Annotated in this window: 19 protein-coding genes, 1 tRNA gene and 2 pseudogenes; 17 read left to right on the forward strand and 5 right to left on the reverse strand. The window is 71.1% G+C overall.

From position 1 onward, the window contains the following. Nucleotides 1-14 precede the first annotated feature (14 nt). The 5 genes and pseudogenes from rpsK to IPK81_19875 all read left to right on the forward strand — a co-directional run bounded on the left by rpsK (nt 15) and on the right by IPK81_19875 (nt 4,971). Nucleotides 15-422 (forward strand): 30S ribosomal protein S11, encoded by a 408-nt coding sequence (rpsK, locus tag IPK81_19855; protein QQS11779.1) that lies wholly within the window; start codon nt 15-17, stop codon nt 420-422. Between the two features lie 142 nt (nt 423-564). Beyond that, the gene (locus tag IPK81_19860) at nt 565-1,581 is read left to right on the forward strand and encodes a DNA-directed RNA polymerase subunit alpha (GenBank protein QQS11780.1); all 1,017 of its coding nucleotides are present in this window, start codon (nt 565-567) and stop codon (nt 1,579-1,581) included. 91 nt (nt 1,582-1,672) lie between these two features. Next, nucleotides 1,673-2,098, forward strand: coding sequence for a 50S ribosomal protein L17 (gene rplQ, locus IPK81_19865; protein QQS11781.1), 426 nt, complete (start codon nt 1,673-1,675; stop codon nt 2,096-2,098). A gap of 214 nt (nt 2,099-2,312) precedes the next feature. Further along, a complete protein-coding gene (locus IPK81_19870) occupies nt 2,313-3,647 on the forward strand; it encodes a Do family serine endopeptidase (GenBank protein QQS11782.1) in 1,335 nt (444 codons plus the stop codon). A 21-nt stretch (nt 3,648-3,668) separates the two neighbouring features. Further along, nucleotides 3,669-4,971: pseudogene (locus tag IPK81_19875) on the forward strand (replication-associated recombination protein A). A gap of 15 nt (nt 4,972-4,986) precedes the next feature. Here the strand turns inward: IPK81_19875 and IPK81_19880 are convergent. After that, complete coding sequence (locus IPK81_19880; protein QQS11783.1) at nt 4,987-6,621, reverse strand: L,D-transpeptidase family protein; 1,635 nt, start codon at nt 6,619-6,621, stop codon at nt 4,987-4,989. A gap of 78 nt (nt 6,622-6,699) precedes the next feature. After that, nucleotides 6,700-7,644 carry a dienelactone hydrolase family protein gene (locus IPK81_19885; GenBank protein QQS11784.1) on the reverse strand — a complete coding sequence of 315 codons (945 nt, stop codon included), beginning with the start codon at nt 7,642-7,644 and terminating at the stop codon, nt 6,700-6,702. A 125-nt stretch (nt 7,645-7,769) separates the two neighbouring features. On the opposite strand from IPK81_19885, the gene crcB reads away from it, so the two are divergent. Genes crcB through IPK81_19910 form a run of 5 tightly spaced genes read left to right on the forward strand, consistent with a single transcriptional unit; the run spans nt 7,770 to nt 12,909 of the window. Continuing rightward, the gene (crcB, locus tag IPK81_19890; protein ID QQS11785.1) at nt 7,770-8,147 is read left to right on the forward strand and encodes a fluoride efflux transporter CrcB; all 378 of its coding nucleotides are present in this window, start codon (nt 7,770-7,772) and stop codon (nt 8,145-8,147) included. Then, nucleotides 8,144-9,151: an RluA family pseudouridine synthase gene (locus IPK81_19895; GenBank protein QQS11786.1), complete on the forward strand. Its 1,008-nt coding sequence runs from the start codon at nt 8,144-8,146 to the stop codon at nt 9,149-9,151. Before crcB ends, IPK81_19895 begins: the two co-directional genes overlap by 4 nt. 42 nt (nt 9,152-9,193) lie before the next feature. Beyond that, entirely contained in the window at nt 9,194-11,299 is a 2,106-nt protein-coding gene (locus tag IPK81_19900) for an AsmA family protein (GenBank protein QQS11787.1), read from the forward strand. Between the two features lie 28 nt (nt 11,300-11,327). Then, the gene (locus IPK81_19905; GenBank protein ID QQS11788.1) at nt 11,328-12,047 is read left to right on the forward strand and encodes an ATPase; all 720 of its coding nucleotides are present in this window, start codon (nt 11,328-11,330) and stop codon (nt 12,045-12,047) included. Nucleotides 12,048-12,081: 34 nt separating this feature from the next. Continuing rightward, nucleotides 12,082-12,909 (forward strand): glycoside hydrolase family 25 protein, encoded by an 828-nt coding sequence (locus IPK81_19910; protein ID QQS11789.1) that lies wholly within the window; start codon nt 12,082-12,084, stop codon nt 12,907-12,909. 16 nt (nt 12,910-12,925) lie between these two features. Here IPK81_19910 and IPK81_19915 read toward each other — a convergent pair whose 3' ends face one another. Then, the gene (locus IPK81_19915; protein QQS11790.1) at nt 12,926-13,363 is read right to left on the reverse strand and encodes a DUF3592 domain-containing protein; all 438 of its coding nucleotides are present in this window, start codon (nt 13,361-13,363) and stop codon (nt 12,926-12,928) included. A 492-nt stretch (nt 13,364-13,855) separates the two neighbouring features. Between IPK81_19915 and IPK81_19920 the strand changes: the two genes are divergently transcribed. The 5 genes and pseudogenes from IPK81_19920 to IPK81_19940 all read left to right on the forward strand — a co-directional run bounded on the left by IPK81_19920 (nt 13,856) and on the right by IPK81_19940 (nt 20,652). Beyond that, complete coding sequence (locus IPK81_19920) at nt 13,856-15,388, forward strand: acyl-CoA carboxylase subunit beta (GenBank protein ID QQS11791.1); 1,533 nt, start codon at nt 13,856-13,858, stop codon at nt 15,386-15,388. Between the two features lie 62 nt (nt 15,389-15,450). Next, nucleotides 15,451-17,502, forward strand: a pseudogene (locus IPK81_19925) (S9 family peptidase). Nucleotides 17,503-17,525: 23 nt separating this feature from the next. Continuing rightward, complete coding sequence (locus tag IPK81_19930; GenBank protein QQS11792.1) at nt 17,526-19,601, forward strand: acetyl/propionyl/methylcrotonyl-CoA carboxylase subunit alpha; 2,076 nt, start codon at nt 17,526-17,528, stop codon at nt 19,599-19,601. An 8-nt stretch (nt 19,602-19,609) separates the two neighbouring features. Next, on the forward strand, nt 19,610-20,368 hold the full coding sequence (locus IPK81_19935) for a sulfite exporter TauE/SafE family protein (GenBank protein QQS11793.1): 759 nt from the start codon (nt 19,610-19,612) through the stop codon (nt 20,366-20,368). Next, entirely contained in the window at nt 20,365-20,652 is a 288-nt protein-coding gene (locus tag IPK81_19940; protein QQS11794.1) for an acylphosphatase, read from the forward strand. Before IPK81_19935 ends, IPK81_19940 begins: the two co-directional genes overlap by 4 nt. Before the next feature lie 27 nt (nt 20,653-20,679). Here IPK81_19940 and IPK81_19945 read toward each other — a convergent pair whose 3' ends face one another. Then, nucleotides 20,680-20,886, reverse strand: a complete 207-nt coding sequence (locus tag IPK81_19945; protein QQS11795.1) for a hypothetical protein — start codon at nt 20,884-20,886, stop codon at nt 20,680-20,682. Between the two features lie 140 nt (nt 20,887-21,026). On the opposite strand from IPK81_19945, the gene IPK81_19950 reads away from it, so the two are divergent. Continuing rightward, nucleotides 21,027-22,637: a TMEM43 family protein gene (locus IPK81_19950; protein ID QQS11796.1), complete on the forward strand. Its 1,611-nt coding sequence runs from the start codon at nt 21,027-21,029 to the stop codon at nt 22,635-22,637. A gap of 19 nt (nt 22,638-22,656) precedes the next feature. Here IPK81_19950 and lipB read toward each other — a convergent pair whose 3' ends face one another. Further along, entirely contained in the window at nt 22,657-23,370 is a 714-nt protein-coding gene (gene lipB, locus IPK81_19955) for a lipoyl(octanoyl) transferase LipB (protein ID QQS11797.1), read from the reverse strand. Between the two features lie 156 nt (nt 23,371-23,526). Between lipB and IPK81_19960 the strand changes: the two genes are divergently transcribed. Further along, nucleotides 23,527-23,611 (forward strand) — tRNA-Leu (locus tag IPK81_19960). Nucleotides 23,612-23,860: the final 249 nt, after the last annotated feature.

Consider the following 23,860-nt stretch of genomic DNA (forward strand, 5'->3'; position numbering starts at 1 on the left):
AGGAATTCCGAACCATGGGTAAAGCTCCCGCCGCCGCCGGCGCGGCCGCACGTCCGCGCCGCCGCGAGCGCAAGAACATCACGTCGGGCATCGTCCACGTGAACGCGTCGTTCAACAACACGATCGTCACCATCACCGACGTCCAGGGCAACACCATCGCGTGGTCGTCGTCGGGCGGCCAGGGCTTCAAGGGGTCGCGCAAATCGACCCCGTTCGCGGCCCAGATGGCGGCCGAGGACGCCGGCCGCAAGGCCATGGAGCACGGCATGCGCACGGTCGAGATCGAGGTCCGCGGACCCGGCTCGGGCCGCGAGTCGGCGCTACGCGCGCTGCAGGCCGTGGGCCTCGGCGTGACCGCGATCCGCGACGTGACGCCGATCCCGCACAACGGCTGCCGTCCGCCGAAGCGCCGCCGCGTCTGACGTCCCCGGCGGCGCCCCTCCCGGCGACGCCGTTCCGAGTTGTACAACCGCGACGCCCTCCGGCGTCGCGGTGTTCGCCATAGAGAGGGCCGCGGCCCGCCACGGCCCGCAGGCTTCCAACCCGATCGCGAGAGGTACCCCCGTGCTCCAGAAGAATTGGGAAGAGCTGATCAAGCCCGGCAAGCTGCAGATCGAGCCCGGCGTCGATCCTATGCGCCAGGCGACGGTCGTCGCCGAGCCCCTCGAGCGCGGATTCGGCCTGACGCTGGGCAACGCGCTGCGCCGCGTGCTGCTGTCGTCGCTGCAGGGCGCCGCCGTGACGTCGATCAAGGTCGACGGCGTGCTGCACGAGTTCTCGTCGATTCCCGGCGTGCGCGAGGACGTGGTCGACATCGTCCTCAACATCAAGGGCATGGCGGTCAGGATGCAGTCGGACCGCGCCCACCGCCTGGTGCTGCGCGCCACCGGCCCCGGCGAGGTGACGGCCGGCATGATCGAGACGACGGGCGACATCCAGATCATGGATCCGAAGCACGTGATCTGCACGCTGGACGACGGCGCTTCGCTCCACATGGAGCTGACGGTGTCGACCGGCAAGGGCTACGTCGCGGCGATCGCCAACCGGCCGGCCGACGCGCCGATCGGCCTGATCCCGGTCGACGCGCTGTTCAGCCCGGTCAAGAAGGTCTCCTACAAGATCGACAACAGCCGCGTCGGCCAGGTCACGGACTACGACAAGCTGTCGATGACGGTCGAGACCAACGGCACGGTGAGCCCGGAGGACGCCGTGGCGCTCGCCGCGCGCATCCTGCAGGACCAGCTGCGCCTGTTCGTGAACTTCGAGGAGCCGCAGATCGCCAAGCCGGCGGCGGAGGCCGAGGAGCTTCCGTTCAACCGCAACCTGCTGCGCAAGGTCGACGAGCTCGAGCTGTCGGTGCGCTCGGCGAACTGCCTGAAGAACGACAACATCATCTACATCGGCGACCTGGTCCAGAAGACCGAGGCCGAGATGCTGCGCACGCCGAACTTCGGCCGCAAGTCGCTCAACGAGATCAAGGAGGTCCTGCTGCAGATGGGCCTCCACCTCGGCATGGAGATCGCCAACTGGCCGCCGGAGAACATCGAGGAGCTCGCCAAGCGCCTCGAGGAGCCGTACTAGGCCGCGACGCCACGACCGGGCCCCAAGGGCCCCAACGCGCGCGCCGGCTTGCCGGTTCGCGTAGATAAACACAAATCGAACGGAGACCGACATGAGACATGGAATGAGCGGCCGGAAGCTGAACCGGCCGACCGACCACCGCAAGGCGCTGTTCAAGAACCTCGAGATCGCCCTCCTCAAGCACGAGCAGATCCGCACCACGCTGCCGAAGGCGAAGGACCTCCGCCCGCAGCTCGAGCGGCTGGTCACGCTGGGCAAGCGCGGCGGCATGCACGCGCGGCGCCAGGCGATGGCGCGGCTCAACAACGACGAGGTGATCGTCGAGAAGCTCTTCACGACCCTGGCCGAGCGCTACAAGGACCGCAAGGGCGGCTACACGCGCGTGCTGAAGGCCGGTTTCCGCTACGGCGACGCCGCGCCGATGGCCGTGATCGAGCTGGTCGACCGCGATCCGGAGGCCAAGGGCAAGGACAGCGGGCCGTCGGGCGAGAAGACCGCCGAGGAAGCCACCGCCTAGGCGTGGAGACGATCATCCGAGACGGGAGGCGGCCTTGCGGCCGCCTCGTTCGTTTCCGGCCCGCCGCGTGGCGGCCGGCCGAATCCGTCCTATATTGCGGTGACGTGCCGTAGCGGGGGCGTGGCCATGCGAGCGATGTTCTGGATTGCGGCCGTCGCCGCCGCGGCGTTGTCGGCCGGCGGCGCCGGCGGCGGCGCGCGACGACGGGACGCTGGTGGCGCAGGCGCCGCCGCAGTCGCGCGAGCAGATCCAATTCTCCTACGCGCCGCTGGTCAAACGCGCGTCGCCGGCGGTGGTCAACGTCTACGCGCGCACCAAGGTGCGCGAACGCCAGTCGTTCCTCGACGACCCCCAGTTCCGGCGCTATTTCGGCGACGAGTACATGCGGCGCCTGCCGCGCGAGCGGGTGCAGAACGCGCTCGGCTCGGGCGTGCTGGTGCGCGCCAACGGCCTGATCGTGACCAACGCGCACGTCGTGCGCGGCGCCGACGAGATCCAGGTCGTGCTGTCGGACAAGCGCGAGTTCGCCGCCCGCGTGGTCACGGCCGACGACCGCTACGACCTCGCGGTCCTGCAGGTCGAGGCCGCCGGCGAGAAGCTGCCGTTCCTCGAGCTGCGGGATTCCGACACGATCGAGGTCGGCGACCTGGTGCTCGCGATCGGCAATCCGTTCGGTCTGCAGCAGACCGTGACCGGCGGCATCGTCTCGGCGGTCGCGCGCAGCGGCGGCAGCGTCACCGAGAGCGGGTTCTTCCTCCAGACCGACGCCGCCATCAATCCCGGCAACTCCGGCGGCGCGCTGCTGTCGATGGACGGCCGGCTGATCGGCATCAACACGGCGATCTACTCCCAGACCGGCGGCAGCATCGGGATCGGCTTCGCGACGCCGTCGAATATCGTCGCGCGGATCGTCGAGGTTGCGGAGAAGGGCGGGAGGCTGGTGCGCCCGTGGATCGGCGTCGGCGTGCAGCGGGTGACCGCCGATCTCGCGTCGTCGCTGGGCATGGCGCGGCCGCAGGGGCTGATGATCCGCGTCGTCGCGCCCGACGGACCGGCCGCCAAGGCCGGCGTCAAGGTCGGCGACGTTCTGGTGTCGCTCAACGGGCAACCGGTCGACGACGAGGCGGCGCTGCGGTTCAGGCTGGCGACCCTGCCGCTCGATTCGACCGTCGACGCGCGCGTGATCACGCGCGGCCGGGAGGCGACCTTCCCGATCCGCGTCATGGCGCCGCCGGAATCGCCGCCGCGCGACCGCACCCAGCTCGCGGGACGCCATCCCCTGAGCGGCGTGGTGGTGGTGAACATGTCGCCGGCGGTGGCCGACGAGCTGGGCCTCGACCAGGCGACCGGCGGCGTGGTCGTGCTCGAGGTCGGCGCCGGCGCCTTCGCGGCGCAGTTCCTGCAGCGCGGCGACTACGTGGTGGATGTCAACGGGCGGCCGGTCGCGTCGGTCTCGGCGCTGCGGTCCGCCGTGGGCACGCCGGCCGAGCGCTGGAGCGTCACCGTGCGCCGGGACGGCCAGACGCGCACGTTCAACTTCCGCGGCTGACGCGGCGGACGGGGAAGCGCGGTGTCCAACGACGGCCTGTTCGCCGCCCTGACGCCCGCGCCGCTGCCCGAGCGCCTGCGTCCGCGGCGCATCGAGGACATCGTCGGACAGGACCACCTGCTGGCGCCGGACGCGCCGCTGGGGCGCATGCTGGCCGTGGGGCGCATCGGCTCGATGGTCCTGTGGGGACCACCGGGCTGCGGCAAGACCACCATCGCGCGTATGCTGGCCGACCGTGTCGATCTGCATTTCGAGCCGCTGTCGGCGGTGTTCTCCGGCGTCGCCGACCTGCGCAAGGCGTTCGAGGCGGCGCGCGCGCGGCGGCTGGCCGGACGGGCCACGCTGCTGTTCGTCGACGAGATCCACCGCTTCAACCGGGCCCAGCAGGACGGCTTCCTGCCCTACGTCGAGGACGGCACGGTGACGCTTGTCGGCGCGACCACCGAGAACCCGTCCTTCGAGCTGAACGCCGCGCTGCTGTCGCGCTGCCAGGTGATGGTGCTGCGCCGCCTGGACACGCCGGCGCTGCTGTCGCTGATCGACCGCGCCGAGGAGGCGATGGGGCGCGCGCTGCCGCTGGACGGCGGCGCGCGCGAGGCGCTGTGCGCCATGGCCGATGGCGACGGCCGTTACGTGCTGGCGATGGCCGAGCAGCTGTTCGATCTCAAGGTGGACGCGCCGCTGACCGCCGAGGCGCTCGCCGCGACGCTGCAGAAGCGGGCGCCCATCTACGACAAGGCGCAGGAGAGCCACTACAACCTGATCTCGGCGCTCCACAAGTCGCTGCGCGGCTCGGACGTCGACGCCGCCCTCTACTGGTTCTCGCGCATGCTCGAGGGCGGCGAGGATCCGCTCTATCTCGCGCGCCGGCTGACCCGCTTCGCCTCGGAGGATGTCGGCCTGGCGGACCCGCAGGCGCTGCCGCAGACGCTGGCGGCGTGGGACACCTACGAGCGGCTGGGCTCGCCCGAAGGGGAGCTGGCCATCGCGCAGGCCGTGATCTACCTCGCCACGGCGCCGAAATCGAACGCCGCCTACGTGGCCGTCGGCGCCGCCCGCCGCGCCGCCGGCGAGACCGGCTCGCTGATGCCGCCCAAGCACATCCTCAACGCGCCGACGAAGCCTGATGAAGTCGCTCGGCTACGGCAAGGACTACGACTACGACCACGACGCGCCGGACGGCTTCTCGGGGCAGAACTACTTCCCCGACGGCATGGCGCGGCGCGCGTTTTACAAGCCGGTGGAACGCGGCTTCGAGCGCGAGCTGCTGAAGCGGATCGAGTACTGGGCGCGTCTGCGGGAGAAGCGCCGCGGCGACGGATAGCCGCCTGCCGGCGGGTCAGCTCAGCCGCGGCAGCGGCCGCGCTTTGCGCATAGCGGCGTGGACCTTGCGGTCGCGGCCGTAGACGTCCTCGCGGAACTGCACCTTGCCGTCGTCGTCGAGGAACACGGTCTGGTACGTCACGTGCAGCGCGACCGGCGCCGGGAACGTGAAGTTCGCCTGCTGCCCGGCGCCGGCGATCGCCTGGACGCGCGCCTTGGTGACGCCGCCGGCGCCCTTGAACACAGCCTCGACGAAGTCGACGGGGTTCTCGAGCCGGATGCATCCATGGCTGAAATTGCGGCTGCCCTCGGCGAACAGCCAGCGGCTGGACGTGTCGTGGATGTAGATCCCGTAGCGGTTGGAGAACGGGAAGAAGATGTAGCCCAGCGCGTTGCCGGCGCCCGGCTCCTGCCGGATGCGGTAGGGGAACGCGCGCGGGTTGACGCTGTTCCAGTCGATGGTCGCGGGGTCGATCTCGGCGTCGCTCGACCAGTCGGCGAAAATCCTCATGCCCGACTTGCTGAGCGCCTGCGGATCGCGGCGCAACGCCGGCAGGTACTCCTCGCCGGCGATCGAGGTCGGCACGGTCCAGTACGGGTTGGTCTGGAACGACCGCATCTCGCTGGTGATCTCGGGCGTCGGATCCTTCGCGGTGCCGACGATGACCTTGGTGCGGAACACCACCCGGCCCTCGTCGACGAACCGCGCCGAGTAGTCGGCCGCGTTGATCAGGAGGTACCGCGCCCCCGGCGACTCGTCGGCCCAGCGGCGGCGCTCCAGATTGGCGATGATCTGCTGGACCTTCGCCTCGATCGGAACGTTGAGCATCGCCGTCGCGCGGGGCCCGACCACGCCGTCGACGCTGAGGTTGTGGGCGGCCTGGAAGGCCTTCACGATGGCGACGAGGCCGTCGTCGTAGCAGTTCGGATCGGCCCCGGCCGGCGCCGGCGGAACATTCGCCTCGGTCTCCGACAGGCGCTTGCGCAACGCGGGCACGCGCGGATCGCACATGCCCGGCTTCAGCAGCCCGCCGGTGGGCACCTTGCTGTACGACGTCGTCGCGGCGCGCTCGCGCCACTCCGCCAGCGCCTTGCGCAGCGCCGGGTACTGCCTGCCGGCCGGGGCGAGCGACGCTAGGAACGCGCCCGGATCGGCGGCGGCGAGCGCGCCTTCGGCCAGCGCCTTGTGGTCGGCCCGGCGCTGGACCGGCGACATGTTGGGGTCGAGGGCGCTGGCGACGACGCGTCCGGCCGACATGTCCGCGGCCGCCATCAGGGCGGCGCGCGACAGCATCAGCTCGAGCCGCGCGAGGTCGGCCGCGGTCGTCGCCGACCACAACCCCGCGATCGACGAGACCTCGTAGTCCTCGGGTTCCAGGCCATCGGCGTCGAGGGCCTTCAACGCCTCGACCAGGGCGCGCGCGCGGGCCGTTGGTCTGCCGTCCTTGACCCAGCGCGGGGCGTAGCCGCCGTCGGCGTAGACCTTGGCGAGGGCGCCGAGAGCGCCGTCGGCGGCCTCGTTGGCGCGCACCCGCTCCTTGAGCGCCGAGACGACCTCTTCCTGCGCCCAAGCCGGACCGGTCAGGCCCGCCACGATCAACGCCGCCGCGACGGCCCGTCCACAACCACCGATCACACCGAGAACGCGCACCGACGACCTCCAGTTATCTTATGAAATTATATGAGGAATTGGTCATTTGCGCCAGCCGCAGTTTGGCGCGGGGCAAGGTCAGAAGCCTTGCTCGCGCAAGAACGCGAGAAGATCGCCCGTGGCGCGGCGCTTGAGCTCCGGTGTGCCGCCGCCGGCGTGGGCGCCCCGAAACATCGGACCGTGGTCGCGCGCCCAGGCGCGGTACTCGGCCTCGGCCATCGCGCGTCCCGCCGCCGCGACGTGGTGCCGCCCGTCATTCTCCACGAGCGCCTCGCAGCGCGAGAAATTCTGGGCGTCGGCGATGTGGTAGACGCCACCGATCGATTCCCAGCCGTGGTGCGCCTTGTAGACCTTGACGCGGATCGCGCGGTTGCCGGCGGCGCGCATGCGTTGTGCGTAGGCGATGGCGTGGCGCGCCGGCGTGTAGTCGTCGTGCTCCGCCAGCATCAGGAACATCGGCGCGCCGGTCGTGGCGGGATCGCGGTGCTGCACGACGCAGCCCGGGCACACCGCGACGTGCAGGGCGAAGGTCTCCTCGACGCCACGCCAAGGGCGGCGGGCCTCGACCGCGGCGTTGACGGTGGCGACGCCGCCCTTGGAGACGCCCATGATCCCGATCCGCGCGGGGTCGATGTCGGCCCGCCGGCGCAGCGCCCGCAGCGCCGCGAACGCGTCGCATTCCATCTCGAAGGCGCTGACGCGGGACTGGTCGGAGACCGTCGAGCGCACGCCGCGCGGCGCGAAGCTGTCGACGACGCAGGCGGCGATCCCGGCGCGCGCCAACTCGCCGGCGTAGTAGCGCTCGCGGTGGCGCTGCACCCCGGCGCTGCTGCTCAGGATCACGACGGCGGGCGCGGGCCCGCCGCGCGCCCGCGGATGGAACAGCATGGCGCGGGGCCGGGCGGGCGCCACGCGGATCGGCGCCTCCGGCGTCAGTGTGTCGAACGCGAAGACCTCCGGAGCCTCCGTCGGCGCCTCATCCGGCGGGATCGGGAATTCGCTCGCGGAGATGGGCTGCGGCACCACACGGAACTCCTCGCGTCCGGGCCATCTATAGCGGCTCGCCGCGGTCGTTGAACAGGCGGGGTCGCGCGGATGGAAACGGTGGCGCCTTGTTCCGGTGGCGTCCTCCCTCTAGTTTCCGCCGCATGAACGCAGTCTTGGCCGTGGCCGTCGGCGGCGCGTTGGGATCGGTCGGCCGCTATCTGGTCGTCGACGCCATGGCGCGCGCGCTGGGCGTGGCGTTTCCCTGGGGGACGCTGGTCGTCAACACCCTGGGCGGCGTCGCGATCGGCGTTCTGGCCGCCGTGTTCCTCGCCCGCCCCGAATACGGCGACTGGCGGCCGTTGTTGATCACCGGCGTGCTGGGCGGATTCACGACGTTCTCGGCCTTCTCGCTCGACGCGTTCGGCTTGGCGCAGCGCGGTCAATGGGCATCGGCTGCCGCCTACGTCGCGGCGTCCGTCGCGCTCAGCCTGATCGGCACGGCGGCCGGCTGGCGCCTCGCGCGCGCGTGGCTCGCATGACGGCGTCGCCCGCGGCTCCCGCGGTCAGGACCGTCGTCGTCGCCGACGACGAGGCCGATCTGCGCCTCGACCGCTGGTTCCGCCGGCACTACCCCGAGATCGGGCACGGGCGGCTGGAGAAGTTGCTGCGGACGGGGCAGGTGCGGGTCGACGGCAAACGGGCCAAAGCCGCCGACCGGCTGGGCCACGGCCAGTCGATCCGGGTGCCGCCTTTGCGGATCGACGAGGCGACCGAAGGAGAGTCGCCGATCCGCCGCCGCGCCGCGCCACCGGCGGCGATCGCCGCGCTCATCCGCCGGATCGTGCACCGCGACGACGACGTGCTGGCGATCGACAAGGAGCCCGGCCTGGCGGTGCAGGGCGGCAGCGGCACGACCCTGCACGTCGACGGCATGCTCGACGCCCTGCGCTTCGAGAAGACCGACCGGCCCCGGTTGGTCCACCGCCTCGACAAGGACACCAGCGGGCTGCTGGTGCTCGGCAGGACCGCCGCGGCGGCGGCCCGGCTCGCCGCCGCCTTCCGCGGTCGCGACGCGCGCAAGACCTACTGGGCGGTGGTCGTCGGCGTCCCGCGCGAGGCGCGCGGCACCATCGACCTGCCGCTGGCGAAATCGTCGGGCGGCGCGGTCGGCCGCGAGATGATGGCCGTCGACGTGAAGAGCGGCGATCCGGCCGTCACCGAGTACGAGGTCGTCGACACCGCCGGCCGGAGGGCGGCGCTGCTCCGGCTCCATCCCCTGACGGGCCGCACGCATCAACTGCGCGTCCATTGCGCCGCGTTGGGTCATCCGATCCTTGGCGACGCCAAGTACGGCGCCGACGCGGCCTTCATCGACGGCGAGGGGATCGCCCGGCGCCTCCATCTCCACGCCGCCCGGCTCGAGCTGCCGCATCCCGCCGGCGGCACGTTGCGGCTGGCCGCCCCGCCACCGCCGCATTTCGCCGCGACCTTGGACGCGCTGGGATTGGAATTGCCGCGCGACGGGCGCGCCCGATCCGGCTAAGACACGCGCATCGCCGGCCGCGGCCGGCCATCTGGGTGACACGTGACGGCGAGACGTTGGCTGTGGACCGCTGCGGGCCTGGCGCTGGCGCTGACCTTGGCGCCGGTCGGCCTTTACGTCTGGGCGAGCACCCGCGACCTCTCCCGCTACCAGAACCAGATCACCGAGCAGTTCCGCCGGGCGACCGGCCGCGAACTGTCGATGAAGGGCGGCTTGCGGATCAACTTCACGTTCTCGCCCTCGGCCGTCGCCGAGAACGTGGTGCTGGCGAACGCGCCCGGCGGCTCGCGCCCGGAGATGGCGCGCGTCAAGCGCGTGGTGCTGCATCTCGATCCGTTCTCGCTGCTGCTTGGCGAGATCCGCGTCGGCCGCATCCAGCTCTCCGGCGCAGACATCCTGATCGAGCGCGACGCCGACGGACGCAGCAACGTCGCCATGGAGGCGCCGGTCGAGGATTCCGGCCCGCACGCCCGCGCCCACACCTCGCACCGGGTCAAAAGCACGCCGAGCCTGCCGTGGATCGGACAGATCGAGGTCGACGGCTCGACGCTGACCCTGCGCGAGACCAACGACCGGCCGACCGTCGTGATCGCGATCGACCGTTTCGTCGGCCGCGCGTCGCAGGCCAACTCGCCGCTCTCGGGAGAGTTTTCCGGCCGCGTCAACGGCGGCGAGACGCTGGTGCTGACCAGCGCCAGGGCGGGAACTTTCGACGGGTGGCTCAAGGGCTTCCCCGGCGAGTTGGACATCCAGGGCGCGCTGGCCGGTGGTCCCGTCACCGTGAAGGGACCGGCCACCGCCCGCCGGCTCGAGGTCGTGGTGACGACGGCCGGCGCCAGCCTCGCCGCGCTCGGACCGGTCCTCGGCATTCCGCTGCCCGAGACGGCGCCGTACGATCTGCGGCTTAAGGTCACCAACGCCGGCAGCCGCACCCGCGTCGACATCGAGAAGCTCCAGATCGGCGCCAGCGAGATGCTCGCGGACCTCAGGTTCGGGGCCGACAAATCCGGCCGCCCGACGCTGAACGCCACCGTGACGTCGGAACGGATCGATCTCGCCGATTTCCGCAAGCGACCGGCGCCGGTCGCGCCGCCGCCCGCCGCCGGTGGCTCCACGCCCGCGTCGGGCGCGCCGCCGCCGCCGCCGGCCATGACGTTGACCGCGCCGGCACCTGCGGCGCCCGCCGACGGCCGAGTCATCCCCGCCGACGCCTATCCGGTCGAGGCGATCCGCCGCTGGAACGTGGTCGCCGCCGTGCGCGTGACCGAGCTCGTCGGCGCCGCCGTGCGCGTGCAGTCGCTATCGGCGTCGATCGGTCTCAACAACGGCAAGCTGACCTTCCGGCCGGCCGCGACGATCGGCGGCGGCCAGGCCTCGCTCGACGCGCAGGTCGACGTCAGTGGACCGGGGCCCGTGCTGACGCTGACGGCGTCGACGGCGCGCGTGCCGGTCGAGGAGCTCACCGCGCTGCTCGGAATCGGCGTCGTGCTCAAGGGCGCGCTGGTCGACATCGAGGTCAAGCTGCGCGGCCCGGGCCGTAACCTGCGGGAGTCGCTCGGGCTGGCGACCGGGACGGTCGATTTCACGGCCGGCGCTGGCGAGGTCGCCGCCGGCGGCGCGCATCTGCTCAGCCCGGAGTGGAAAAGGCTGTTGAACGCGTCCGGCCGCGGGCAGGTCTTCAACTGCGTCGCCGGGCGTATCGAGCTCGGCGGCCGCGCCGAGGGCGAGCGCGGCGCCGCCAACATCCGCCGTCTCGTGGTCGACGCGCCGCGCTTCGCCGCCGCCGGCGGCGGCTACGTGCAGATGCGCAACGAGGCCGTAGACCTGGTGCTGTGGCCGGAGCTACGCGATTTCAGTCTCGCGGCCGCTTCCCAGCCGTTGCAGTGGAAGGGGACGCTGGCCCGCATGTCGGCGGAATCGAATCCCGCCGCCGGGCGCGGCGTCGCGATACCGGCGAAGTACGCCAGCCTGACGGCGGCGCTCGACGCCACCGGACGCAACCGGGCGCTGACCGGCGGAACCGTCTGCGGCACGGTCGCGGCGCGCATCGAGGCGCTGTGGCCGCACCACCGCGCGCGTCTGCCGGTGTCGCCGGCGGTGTCCCCGGACTACCGGCCGCCGCGCGCGCCGGCGCGGCCGCGGCGATAGGGAGCGATGGTCGGAGTATGGTCGGACGATGAAGCGTTTCTACAAATCGGCCGCCGCCGCGGCGAACGACGGCGGCGTCTTCGTCGTCCGTCTCGACGGCAAGTCCGTGCGCACGCCGCTGGGCCGCGAGCTGGCGCTGCCGACGGCGACGCTGGCGGAGGCGATCGCCGCCGAGTGGGCGGCGCAACCCGTCGACGGCAAGGTCGCGCCGTCAACCATGCCGCTGACCCGCCTCGCCGTGACCGGACTGGACCGCGCCGCCGACCGGCGGGAGCAGGTGGTCGACGACATCTGCAAGTACGCCGATTCGGATCTGCTGTGCTACCGCGCCGAGACGCCGGTCGATCTTGCGCTGCGCCAGGCGCGCGCGTGGCAACCGGCGGTCGACTGGGCGGCGCGGCGCCACGGCGTCCGTCTCGACGTGCTGAGCGGTATCACGCACCGCGCGCAGTCGGCGGAGTCGATCGCCGCCTGCCGCCGCGCCGTCGCCGCGCACGGCGATCTCGCGCTGTCGGCGCTTTTCAACCTCACGGCGATGCTGGGTTCGGTGGTGCTGGCGCTGGCGGTGTCGGACGGCTGGATGGACGGTGTGGCCGCCTACGAGGCGGCGGAGCTCGACGCGCTCTACGCGATCGAGAAATGGGGCGAGGATTCCGAGGCGCGCGGTCGTCTCGACCGCCTGCGGCGCGACGCGACGGCGTGCGCGACGTTCCTGGCGGCGCTCGGCCCGGCGCGGCTGACGTCGTGAGGGGCGGACCACCGATGTCGGGTGAGGCGGTTCGATGATCGCGCGCGCGCTCGCCCTCGCGGGACTGCTGTTGTCGACCCCGGCCGCTGCGCGCGAGATGACGGCGTCGATCCTCGACCTGTCGAGCCACAACGAGATCGGTATCGACGCCCGGCTACGCTCGACGCACGGCATCGCGCTGATCATCCACCGCGCCACCATGGGGCTCGACGTCGGCAATTTCAGCGACTCCGACTACCGGTTCGACGACCAGATCAAGCAGGCCGCCGCCGTCGGCCTGCGGGTCGGCGCCTACCATCTGGCGACGCGCACCGGCACCGGCGCGCGGCAGGCCGACGACTTCCTCAAACTGGTGAAGACGACCTGCGACCAGCTCCCGTCGGCGTCGCGGCGGATCGTTCTGGCGCTGGACTGGGAGCCGTCCAACGGCGATCCCGACAACTACATGGACGTGAACGAGGTCGCCGGCTTCCTGACCCGCCTGATGGCGCGCACCGGCCGCACCGCGCTGATCTACAGCAACGAGAATTTCTTCCACGACCGCAAGGGCGAGATGATGTCCTCGCCCCATGTCTGGGCGACGCTCGCCCGGCAGCACCTCTGGATAGCCAACTACCGCGCCACGGTGGACCACCGCGGCCGGCCGACCGGCGCGTCCCCCTGGCCCAACGTCGAGGGGCTGCCATGGTCCACCTGGACGTTCTGGCAGTACACCGACGGCAAACGGTCGGCGTCGCCGCGGATGCCCAGCGGCCGCATCGACGGCGTGTCGGTCGACCGCAACGCCTTCAACGGCGGCGCGCGCCAACTCGACCGGTTCCTCGATGGAATCGCGTGGGATTGCGTCTACCGATCCCGTTGAGGGCCGCCGATCCGCCTCACGTCGACGGCGGTAGGCGTCTCAGGTCCTTCGGTCGCAATCCGAAGAACACCGCCGCCAGGCCGGGTGCCGCCAGAATCAGCGGGAAGAACCACATCGCCATGAAGCCGCCGGCGACGACTCTGTGGGCCGTCTCGGGCTTGTAGTAGATGGTCAGCGTCTCGCCGGGCTCGTAGTGGCTGGTCGAGCGATCGACGCGCGCGGTGCGGCGGCCTCGCGGACCGTCGTAGCGGACCACGACAGCGTAGTGGTTCACTTTGCCGGATCCCGATCCGATGCGTTCGCTCCTGACGACCTCGGCGTTCGCACGCTCGTGGGTCAATAAGACGGAGGCGTTGTCCGCCGCCATCCATGCCGCGAACGACAACAAGAGCGCGCCCACGCCGCTGAACAGCGACAGCGCCAGGATGCTTAGAGCCCGCGCTTGCTCGGACATGCGGGGAGACGCTCCGCGGTGGTGACGGCCGTCTATTGGCAGATGTGATCCGACGCGTCCAACCGATGCCCGGCCGACGTCGTCGACCGGATGCACCGGCCCGATGGCCACCCGAGGACCGCCACGACTGGCGGCCGCCTGCGGCGTCGGCGGTCGGCGCGACATTCAACATGTAGAGAGGGACACCCGCGCCGCGGGCGGAGAGGATCCGCGGGCTCGCCAACGAACCGATCCGTGTCGCGGCCGGGATGCGCCGCATGAGGGCGCCGCCGGCGGCGGCACGACATTCCTCTCGGCGTTCGGCGTCTCTGCGGCACTGTACAGCCGGCGATCGTCGCGCAATAAAATTACAGTCCGGTGACGAGGCCGCCTAGCGTCATTGGCGGTGCGGTGGTATGGGCGGGCGCTTTTTCGAACGCGATGCCGCGCGGGTCCGGCCGGGGCTCGGGATGGCGCGCGTTTTGCGAACGGATAGTCGTCGGGGGAGACCCAATGCAGAATACGCTCCAGCGCCTTGAGGAAAGGCGGGCGGCGGCCCGCCTCGGCGGCGGCGCCAAGCGCATCGAGGCGCAGCACGCCAAAGGCAAGCTGACCGCGCGGGAGCGTCTCGAGATCCTGCTCGACGACGGCTCCTTCGAAGAATTCGACATGTTCGCCGAGCATGACTGCACCGATTTCGGCATGGCGGAGCAGAGGTATCCCGGCGACGGTGTGGTGACCGGCCACGGCAAGATCGGCGGCCGCCCCGTCATGGTGTTCAGCCAGGATTTCACCGTGTTCGGAGGATCGCTGCCGGCGGCGCACGCCCAGAAGATCTGCAAGGTCATGGACACGGCCATGAAAAACGGCCTGCCGGTGATCGGGATCAACGATTCCGGTGGCGCCCGCATCCAGGAGGGCGTCGACAGCCTCGCGGGATACGCCGACGTGTTCCAGCGCAACGTCATGGCGTCGGGCGTCATCCCGCAGATCTCGATGATCATGGGTCCGTGCGCCGGTGGCGCGGTCTACTCCCCGGCCATGACCGACTTCATCTTCATGGTGAAGGACAGCTCCTACATGTTCGTGACCGGTCCCGACGTGGTGAAGACGGTCACGCACGAGACGGTCACGCAGGAGGAGCTGGGCGGCGCCATCACGCACACGACGAAATCGGGCGTCGCCGATCTCGCGCTGGAGAACGACGTCGAGGCGCTGCTGCAGCTGCGCCGCTTCTACGACTTCCTGCCGCTGAACAACCGCGAGAAGGCGCCGTCGCGGCCGACGCGCGACGATCCGTTCCGCGACGATTTCTCACTCGACACGCTGGTGCCGGACAATCCCAACAAGCCCTACGACATCAAGGAACTGATCCACAAGGTGGTCGACGAGGGCGATTTCTTCGAGCTGCAACCCGACTACGCCGGCAACATGGTCGTCGGCTTCGGGCGCATGAACGGCGACACGATCGGCTTCGTCGCCAACCAGCCGATGGTGCTGGCGGGCTGCTTGGACATCGACTCCTCGAAGAAGGCGGCGCGCTTCGTGCGCTTCTGCGACGCCTTCAACATCCCCATCGTCACCTTCGTCGACGTGCCCGGGTTCCTGCCCGGCACCGCGCAGGAGTACGGCGGCATCATCAAGCACGGCGCCAAGCTGCTCTACGCCTACGCCGAGGCCACCGTGCCCAAGGTCACCGTCATCACGCGCAAGGCCTATGGCGGCGCCTACGACGTCATGGCGTCCAAGCATCTGCGCGGCGACGTGAACTACGCGTGGCCCGGCGCCGAGATCGCGGTGATGGGCGCGGAGGGCGCGGTCGAGATCATCTTCCGCTCCGACATCGGCGATCCCGCGAAGATCGCGGCGCGCGAGGCGGAGTACCGCGAGAAATTCGCCAACCCGTTCATCGCCGCCAACCGCGGCTTCATCGACGACGTCGTCATGCCGCACGGCACCCGCCGGCGCGTCAACAAGGCGCTGGCGCTGTTGAAGAACAAGAAGCTCGAGAATCCCTGGCGCAAGCACGGCAACATCCCGCTGTGACGCCCCGGTGCCGCCCGTCGTGACCGCGATGCCCGGTCCGTTCCGCCAGTCCGCCTTCGCCGCGCCGCCGCGCGCGCGAGGAGCCGTACCGCCACGCCGACGGGCGGGACGATCCGTTCCACTGGCTGCGCGATCCCGCCTATCCCGAGGTCAACGACAAGCGCGTGCTCGACCATCTCGCGGCCGAGAACGCCTATGTCGACGCCGTGCTCGGCGGCGAGGGCGATCCGCGCCCGGCGCTGCTCGAGGAGTTCAAGGCGCTGGTGGTGCCGGACGAGACCGCGCCGCCGGATTGGATCCACGGCCGTTGGTATGGCTTCCGGTTCCGCGCCGGGCAGGAGTATCCGTCGTGGTACCGGCGCGACGCGCTCGACGGCCCCGAGACCACGATCCTCGACGCCAACGTCGAGGCGGTCGGCAAGCCGTTCTACGCCGTGCGCGGCTGGGCCGTGTCGCCCGACCACCGCCGGCTGGCGATCCTCGACGACCGCGACGGCTCGGAGCGGCTGCGTCTGCGCGTCCGCGACCTGGCGACCGGCGCCGACATCCACGAGGGCGCCGCCGCCTGCGCGCCCGGTCTGGCGTGGTCGGCCGATTCGGCGACGTTGTTCTACGTCCGACAGGACGACAAGCAACGGCCGCGCTGGGTGCACCGCCACACGCTCGGCGCCACCGGGGACGATCCGCTGGTCTACGAGGAGTCCGATCCCGGCTTCTTCCTGGGCATCGGCGAGACGGCGTCCGGCCGTTTTCTTCAGATCGAATCGGCGGCCAAGAACAGCTCGGAGACGCGGCTGCTGCCGCTGGACGCGCCGGCGGCGGCGCCGACGCTCGTTCTGGCGCGGCGCGACGACCATGAATACGACGTGGTCGACCGCGGCGACGAGCTGCTGATCCGCACCAACGACCGCCATCTCAACTTCCGCCTCGTGCGCGCGCCTCTGGCCGATCCACGCGAGGCGAACTGGACCGAAGTGGTGCCGGGACGCGACGACGTCTTCATCGCCGGCTTCGGCGCGGCGCGCGATTTCTGGTGGCTGACGGAGCGCGCCGAGGGGTTGAAGCGCGTGCGCGTGGTCGAGGGCGGCCACCGCGACATGTCCGCAGGGCGGATCGTCGCGTTCCCCGATCCGGCCTACACGATCTCCGTCGCCGGCGGACGCCAATGGGATCGCCGGACGTTGCGGCTGGTCTACCAGTCGCCGGCGCGTCCCAGCACCTGGTACGACTACGACGTCCCGGCCGCGCGGCTGGACGAGCTGCAGGCGACGCGCGTGCCCGGCCACGACCCGGCCGACTACGTCGTGGACCGTCTGTGGGCCGTGTCGCATGACGGCGCGCGCGTGCCGATCACGACGGTGCGCCACCGCGCGACCCCGGCCGACGGCGGCGGGCCGCTGCTGCTCTACGGCTACGGCTCGTACGGCGCGTCGATGGATCCGGGCTTCTCGTCCGGCCGCGTGCCGTTCCTGCGCCGCGGCGTGATCTGGGCGATCGCCCATATCCGGGGCGGCGAGGAGATGGGCCGCGGCTGGTACGACGACGGCAAGCTGCTGAAGAAGCGCAACACCTTCGCCGACTTCATCGCCTGCGCCGAGCATCTCGTGGCGGTCGGCGCGACGCGTCCCGGCCGCATCGCGGCGATGGGCGGCAGCGCCGGCGGCATGCTGATGGGCGCCGTCGCCAACATGCGGCCCGACCTGTTCGGCGCCGTGCTCGCGATGGTGCCGTTCGTCGACGTGCTGTCGACGATGCTCGATTCGACCCTGCCGCTGACGCCGCCGGAATACGTCGAATGGGGCAACCCGGCCGACAAGGTCTTCTACGACTACATCCGCGGCTACAGCCCGTACGACAACGTCGCGCGCCAGTCCTATCCGGCGATGCTGATCAGCGCCGGCCTGCACGATCCGCGCGTGACGTACTGGGAGCCCGCCAAGTGGGCGGCGAAGCTGCGCGCCAGCAAGACCGACGACAACGTGCTGCTGCTGCGCACCGAGATGTCGGCCGGTCATGGCGGCGCGTCGGGGCGCTACAAGGCGCTCGAGGAAGTCGCCGAACGGCTGGCCTTCGTTATCCGCGCGCTCGGCCTGTCCGAGCGGCCCCTGCATTGAACGCGTTGGTGAAGGAGAGACCCATGGCCACCGCACGCAAGCCCGCGACGAAGAAGGCGCCGGCCGCCAAGGCGGCCCCCGCGGGCGACGCGCCGTCGCCCGCCGCGGCCAAGACCCTGGCGTCGCGTCCCGCGAAGCCGCCGTTCGACAAGATCCTGATCGCCAACCGCGGCGAGATCGCGTGCCGCGTGATCCGGACGGCGCGCGCGATGGGCATCAAGACGGTGGCGGTCTACTCCGAGGCCGACGCCGACGCGCTGCACGTGCGCGAGGCCGACGAGGCGGTGTTCATCGGCCCGCCGCCCTCGGCCCAGAGCTACCTGCTGGTCGACCGCATCGTCGAGGCGTGCAAGGCGACCGGCGCGCAGGCGGTGCATCCCGGTTACGGGTTCCTGTCGGAGAAGCAGGAGTTCCAGAAGGCGCTGGCGGCGGCGGGGATCGTGTTCATCGGTCCCGACAGCCACGCCATCTACGCGATGGGCGACAAGATCGAGTCCAAGATCCTCGCCCAGAAGGCCGGCGTCAGCACGGTGCCCGGGCACCTCGAGGCGATCCCGAACTCGGACGAGGCGGTGAAGATCGCGCGCCGCGTCGGCTATCCCGTGATGATCAAGGCGTCGGCCGGGGGCGGCGGCAAGGGCATGCGACTGGCGTGGAACGACGCCGAGGCCAAGGAGGGCTTCGACTCGGCGACCAGCGAGGCCAAATCGAGCTTCGCCGACGACCGCGTGTTCATCGAGAAGTACGTCGAGGAGCCGCGCCACATCGAGATCCAGGTGATGGCCGACGCCCACGGGGACTGCGTCTATCTCGGCGAGCGCGAATGCTCGATCCAGCGCCGCCACCAGAAGGTGATCGAGGAGGCGCCCAGCCCGTTCCTCGATGCCGCGACGCGCAAGGCGATGGGCGAGCAGGCGGTCGCGCTGGCGAAGGCGGTGAAGTACAAGTCGGCCGGCACGGTCGAGTTCATCGTCGACAAGGACCGCAACTTCTACTTCCTCGAGATGAACACGCGGCTGCAGGTCGAGCACCCGGTGACCGAGCTGATCACCGGCCTCGACCTCGTCGAGCTGATGATCCGCGTCGCCGCCGGCGAGAAGCTGCCGTTCGCGCAGGCCGACGTCGAGCTCAAGGGCTGGGCCGTCGAGGCGCGCGTCTACGCCGAGGATCCGTTCCGCAACTTCCTGCCCTCGACCGGCCGGCTGGTGAAGTACCGGGCGCCGGCCAACTCGGACACGGTGCGGGTCGACACCGGCGTGTACGAGGGTGGCGAGATCAGCATGTTCTACGATCCGATGATCGCCAAGCTGTGCGCCTACGGCCCGACGCGCGACGCCGCCGCCGACCGTCTCCTCGAGGCGATCGACGAGTACTACGTCCGCGGCCTGAACCACAACATGAGCTTCCTCGCCGCCCTGATCGCGCATCCGCGCTTCCGGGCCGGCAGGCTGACGACCAATTTCATCGCCGAGGAGTTCAAGGGCGGCTTCACGGCGGCGCACCTGCCGCCGAAGGATCCCGCCGTGCTCGTCGGCATCGCCGCCACCATCGACCAGATCGTCACCCAGCGCGCCGGCATGGCGCCGCCGGAGGACGACGTGGTCGTGATCCTCAACGGCGAGCACCACCGCGCCCATGTCGGCGGCGGCGGCAGCGCCTTCGTCGCCCAGGTCGGTGGCCGCGAGCTCGAGATCGAGACGGCGTGGAGCCCGGGCGAACCGCTGTTCGACGCCCAGGTCGACGGCCGGCGCGTCGTCGCGCAGGTCGACCCGCGCGGCGCCGGCTACACGCTGTTCCACGCCGGCGGCCAGGCGCACGTGCTCGTGCTCAGCCCGCGGCGCGCGGAGCTGCTGAGGCTGATGCCGGAGAAGGCGCCGCCGGACACCTCGAAGTTCCTGCTGTCGCCCATGCCCGGCCTGCTCAAGGCCGTGCAGGTGGCCGAGGGTCAGGAGGTCAAGGCCGGCGAGGCGCTGGCCACGGTCGAGGCGATGAAGATGGAGAACGTGCTGCGCGCGACGCGCGACGGCACCGTCTCGAAGCTGCACGCCCAGGCCGGCGAGAGCCTGCGGGTCGACCAGAAGATCCTCGAGTTCGCCTAGACGCCGCGGTGGATCTCGACCTCGCGGTCCTGCTGGCCGGCGCCTTCGCGGCGGCGTTCGTCACCGGCGTCGCCGGCTTCGCGTTCGGGCTGGTCGCGCTGTCGTTCTGGGTCTGGCGCTATCCGATCCCCGAGCTCGCGACGCTGGTCGTGTTCGGATCGCTGATCGCGCAGTCGATGGCGATCCCCTCGCAGTGGCGCCGCGTCGAGTGGCCGGTGCTGGCGCCGATGCTGGTCGGCGCCGCGTTCGGCCTGCCGATCGGCACGTGGCTGATCGCGCGCGTCGATCTGGCGACCTTCCGCCTGTCGATCGGCATCGTCATCGCGGCCTTCGCCACGTTCCAGCTTCTCGCCGGCGGACGGCTGCGGGTCGCGCGGGCCGGAAAGCCCGCCGACATCGCCGTCGGCTGGGCCAGCGGCGTGCTCGGCGGCCTGGTGGGGTTGTGCGGCGTGCTGCCGGCGGTATGGGGCGTCCTGCGCGGCTGGACCCGCGAGCGCCAGCGCGCCTTGTTCACGATGTTCAACAGCTTCTGCCACGCCGTCGCGCTGGCCGGCCTCGTCGTCGCAGGCCACATCGACGCTGCGCTGGCGTGGCGCTGCGCCGCGATGGTGCCCGTGCTGGTGGTCGGCGCCTGGATCGGCGCCCATGCCTACCGCTACGTCTCGCCGGCGGGCTTCCGGACGCTGGTGCTGGGCCTGCTGCTCGCCAGCGGCGTGGCGCTCACGTTCCAGGCGCTGGCCGGCCTCGCCGGAGTGTGGACGCGATGACGTCGCCGCCGCGCGTCGTCACGGTGCGGGTGCGCGGGATCGTGCAGGGAGTCGGCTTCCGCGAATGGACCGCGCGCCGCGCGCGGGCGCTGGGCCTCGACGGCTGGGTTCGCAACCGCCGCGACGGCGGCGTCGAGGCCGCCCTGTCAGGAGCGCCGGCGGCGGTCGATGCGATGATCGCGGCCTGCCGCGCGGGGCCGCCGTCGGCGCGCGTCGACGGCGTCGAGGTGGCCGACGGCGCCGTGGAGGTCGCTGCGGGATTCACGCGCCGCGATACGGCTTGAGGGGCCGTCGCGGCGACGCTCATCTACTCATTTGCACTTGGCCATGCAGGTCTGGGCCTTGCCGCCGCACTGGCTTTTGTTGCCTGTGCGCGACAGGCAGGCATTCTCCTCCTCGGTGCACTTCGTCCGGCACGTCGCCTGCGCGAAGGCCTCGCCGGCGGGGATCACGACGGTCGCGGCGACGGCCAGCGCCAGCGCGGCCAGCGGCGCGCGCAGGGTTTTCCACTGGATCATGAGGGGCCTCCGTAGGATGATTCATCGCGCCGTCGCGTTGGACGGTGGCGGACGCTGGCACGAAGCCGGGTGGGCGGTCAATTCGCCCGCCGAACGGATAAGGTGACCGGCGGCGGAATTGCGCGACAGGGGGATTTGGGATGTCCGACGAAAGCAGCGGCAGTTCGGCGCCGAGCGATAGCTGGAGCGGCGCGGCGTCGGATGGCGGGCTGGGGTCGCCCGGCGAGTTCGGCGGCGAAGGCGGCGGCGAGGGCGGCGGCTATACAGAGACCACGCGTAAATCGTGGTTCCAGCGCCTCCAGGAGGCCATCGTCGGCGTGCTCGTCGGCGTCGCGCTCGGGCTCGGCTCGATCGTCGGGCTGTTCTGGAACGAGGGCCGCGCCGTCACCACCGCGCGGTCGCTGACCGAGGGCGCGGGCCTGGTGAAGAGCGTCGCGATCGAACGCGTCGACCCCGCCAACGAGAACGCGCTGGTGCACGTCTCGGGTCCGCTGAAGCTCGCCGGGCCGGTGACGGACCAGGAGTTCGGCGTGACGACGCAGGCGATCCGGCTGATCCGCAAGGCCGAGATGTACCAGTGGAAGGAGGAGTCGAAGACCGAGACGCGCAAGAACATGGGTGGCAGCGAGGAGAAGGTCACGACCTACACCTATGTCCGCACCTGGTCCGACAGCCGCAACGACTCCAGCCGCTTCAAGCAGCAGGGCGGCCACCAGAATCCGCAGATGCGCTACACCGGCCGCGACTTCACCGTCTCGGGCGCGACCTTGGGCGCCTTCCAGCTCTCGCAGGCCAATCTCAGCCGCGTCGGCGGCGGCGCGGCCTTCACCCTGGATCCCGCGGTCGACGCCACCGTGCGACAGATCACCGGCGGACAGGGCCGGCTGGCCGACGGCCGCATCTACATCGGCGCCGATCCCGCGCAGCCGCGCATCGGCGACATCCGCATCTCCTACCAGGTCGTCACCTCGCCCGACCTGTCGGTGATCGGCCGGCAGGCCGGCGGCGGCTTCGCGTCGTACCAGACCAAGGCCGGCGACCAGCTGCTGATGCTCGAGAAGGGGCTCGTGCCGGCGGCGCAGATGTTCAAGGCGGCGCAGGACAGCAACGCCACGCTCACCTGGATCATCCGCGGAGTCGGGCTGGTGGCGATGTTCATCGGCTGGGTGATGTTCTTCCGCCCGTTCGGCGTGCTGGGCGACGTCATTCCAATCATCGGCGACATCATCCGCATGGGCACGGGCTTCATCGCGCTGGCGCTGACGGCGTTCTTCGGCCTGCTGACGATCGCGATCGCCTGGATCGTCTACCGGCCGGTGGTCGGCATCCTGCTGCTGGTCCTCGGCACGGCGATCGTCGCCGGTCTGTGGATGCTGGCGCGCGGCCGCCGGGCGGCGCGCGCGGTCGCGGCACCGGCCGGCATGCCCGCCGGCATGGCGGCACCCGCCGGATACCCGCAAGGCTATCCGCCACAGGGCTACCCGCCGCAGCCCGCCGGCTATCCGCCGCAGCAGGGCTATCCTCCGCAACAGGGATACCCGCCGCAGCAGGGCTATCCCCCGCAGCAGGGCTATCCGCCTCAGCAAGGTTACCCGCCGCAGCAGGGCTATCCCCCGCAGCAGGGCTATCCGCCTCAGCAAGGTTACCCGCCGCAGCAGGGATATCCGCCGCAGCAGGGCTACCCGCCTCAGCAGGGCGCACCGCAGCAGCAGGGCGGTCAGCCGCCGCAGCCTCCGGGGACCTGGCGATAACGCCGACGGCCGGCGGCGCCTAGGCCGCCGGCTGGTCCGGCCTGGGCGCCGGCGGATCGCGGCCGAACACCTCGGCGAACGACTCCCGCAGCGCCGCGTCGAGATCGGCCATCGTCACGGGCAGGCCGAGATCGACCAGAGAGGTGACACCGTGCGCGGCGATGCCGCACGGTACGATGCCGTCGAAATGCGACAGGTCGGGCTCGACGTTGATCGATACGCCGTGGAACGCCACCCAATGGCGGATCCGCACGCCGATGGCGGCGATCTTATCCTCGGCTGGAATCAACGCGCCGTCCGGGCCCGGGCGCGGCGGCCGGTCCGGCCGCGCCACCCAGACGCCCACCCGGTCGGCCCGGCGTTCGCCCGTCACGTTGAAGCGGGCGAGCGCGCCGATCACCCACTCCTCGAGATCGTGGACGTAGCGCCGCACGTCGCCGCGGCGCCCGCGCAGGTCGATCATGGCGTAGGCCACGCGCTGGCCGGGGCCGTGGTAGGTGTACTGCCCGCCGCGGCCGGCCGCGAACACCGGGAAGCGGCCGGGCGCCAGCAGATCGCCCGCCTTGGCGCTGGTGCCCGCCGTGTAGAGCGGGGGATGCTCCAGCAGCCACACCATCTCCGGCGCGGCGCCGTCGCGGATCGCCGCCACGCGGGCGTCCATCGCCGCCAGCGCCTCGGGATACGGCACCGGCCGGTCCGCGACGCGCCATTCGATCGGGCCGGGCATCGTCATGCCCCGGAATATGGCCGCTCGGATGCCGGCCCGCCACCCGGCGCGCCGTCGCGGGCGCCTTGCCCCGCGGCGGTCGATTTGCTATCCCCCGCGCGCGGGACGGTGGTCGGGGTTTCCCGGCCGCCGGACCGTTCCCAGCCGGCGGACCGGACAAGTGCGGCCGTGGCGGAATTGGTAGACGCACTAGCTTGAGGTGCTAGCGGGTAACACCGTGGAAGTTCGAGTCTTCTCGGCCGCACCAAGTCCTTGGTATCGTCGGATAGCCTGGGGAACACCGGACAAGAAGAAGACCCCCCGAGCGGGGGTCTTTTTTGTGCCGTTGCGCCGCCGTTGCGCTCATCGGCGCTCATTTCAGCGCACTCTAGCGCGTTACAGCCTATCCCCCAGCCAGTCACTAGATCGTTGCCAGCTATCGCGCCTAGCGGTCGAGGCTAGCGCGGATTGAGCGGCTGACACATCGACGGCATCGCTTTCCGCTTTGGGTTCGTCC

This window comes from Rhodospirillales bacterium, assembly GCA_016699855.1.
Lineage (GTDB): Bacteria > Pseudomonadota > Alphaproteobacteria > Reyranellales > Reyranellaceae.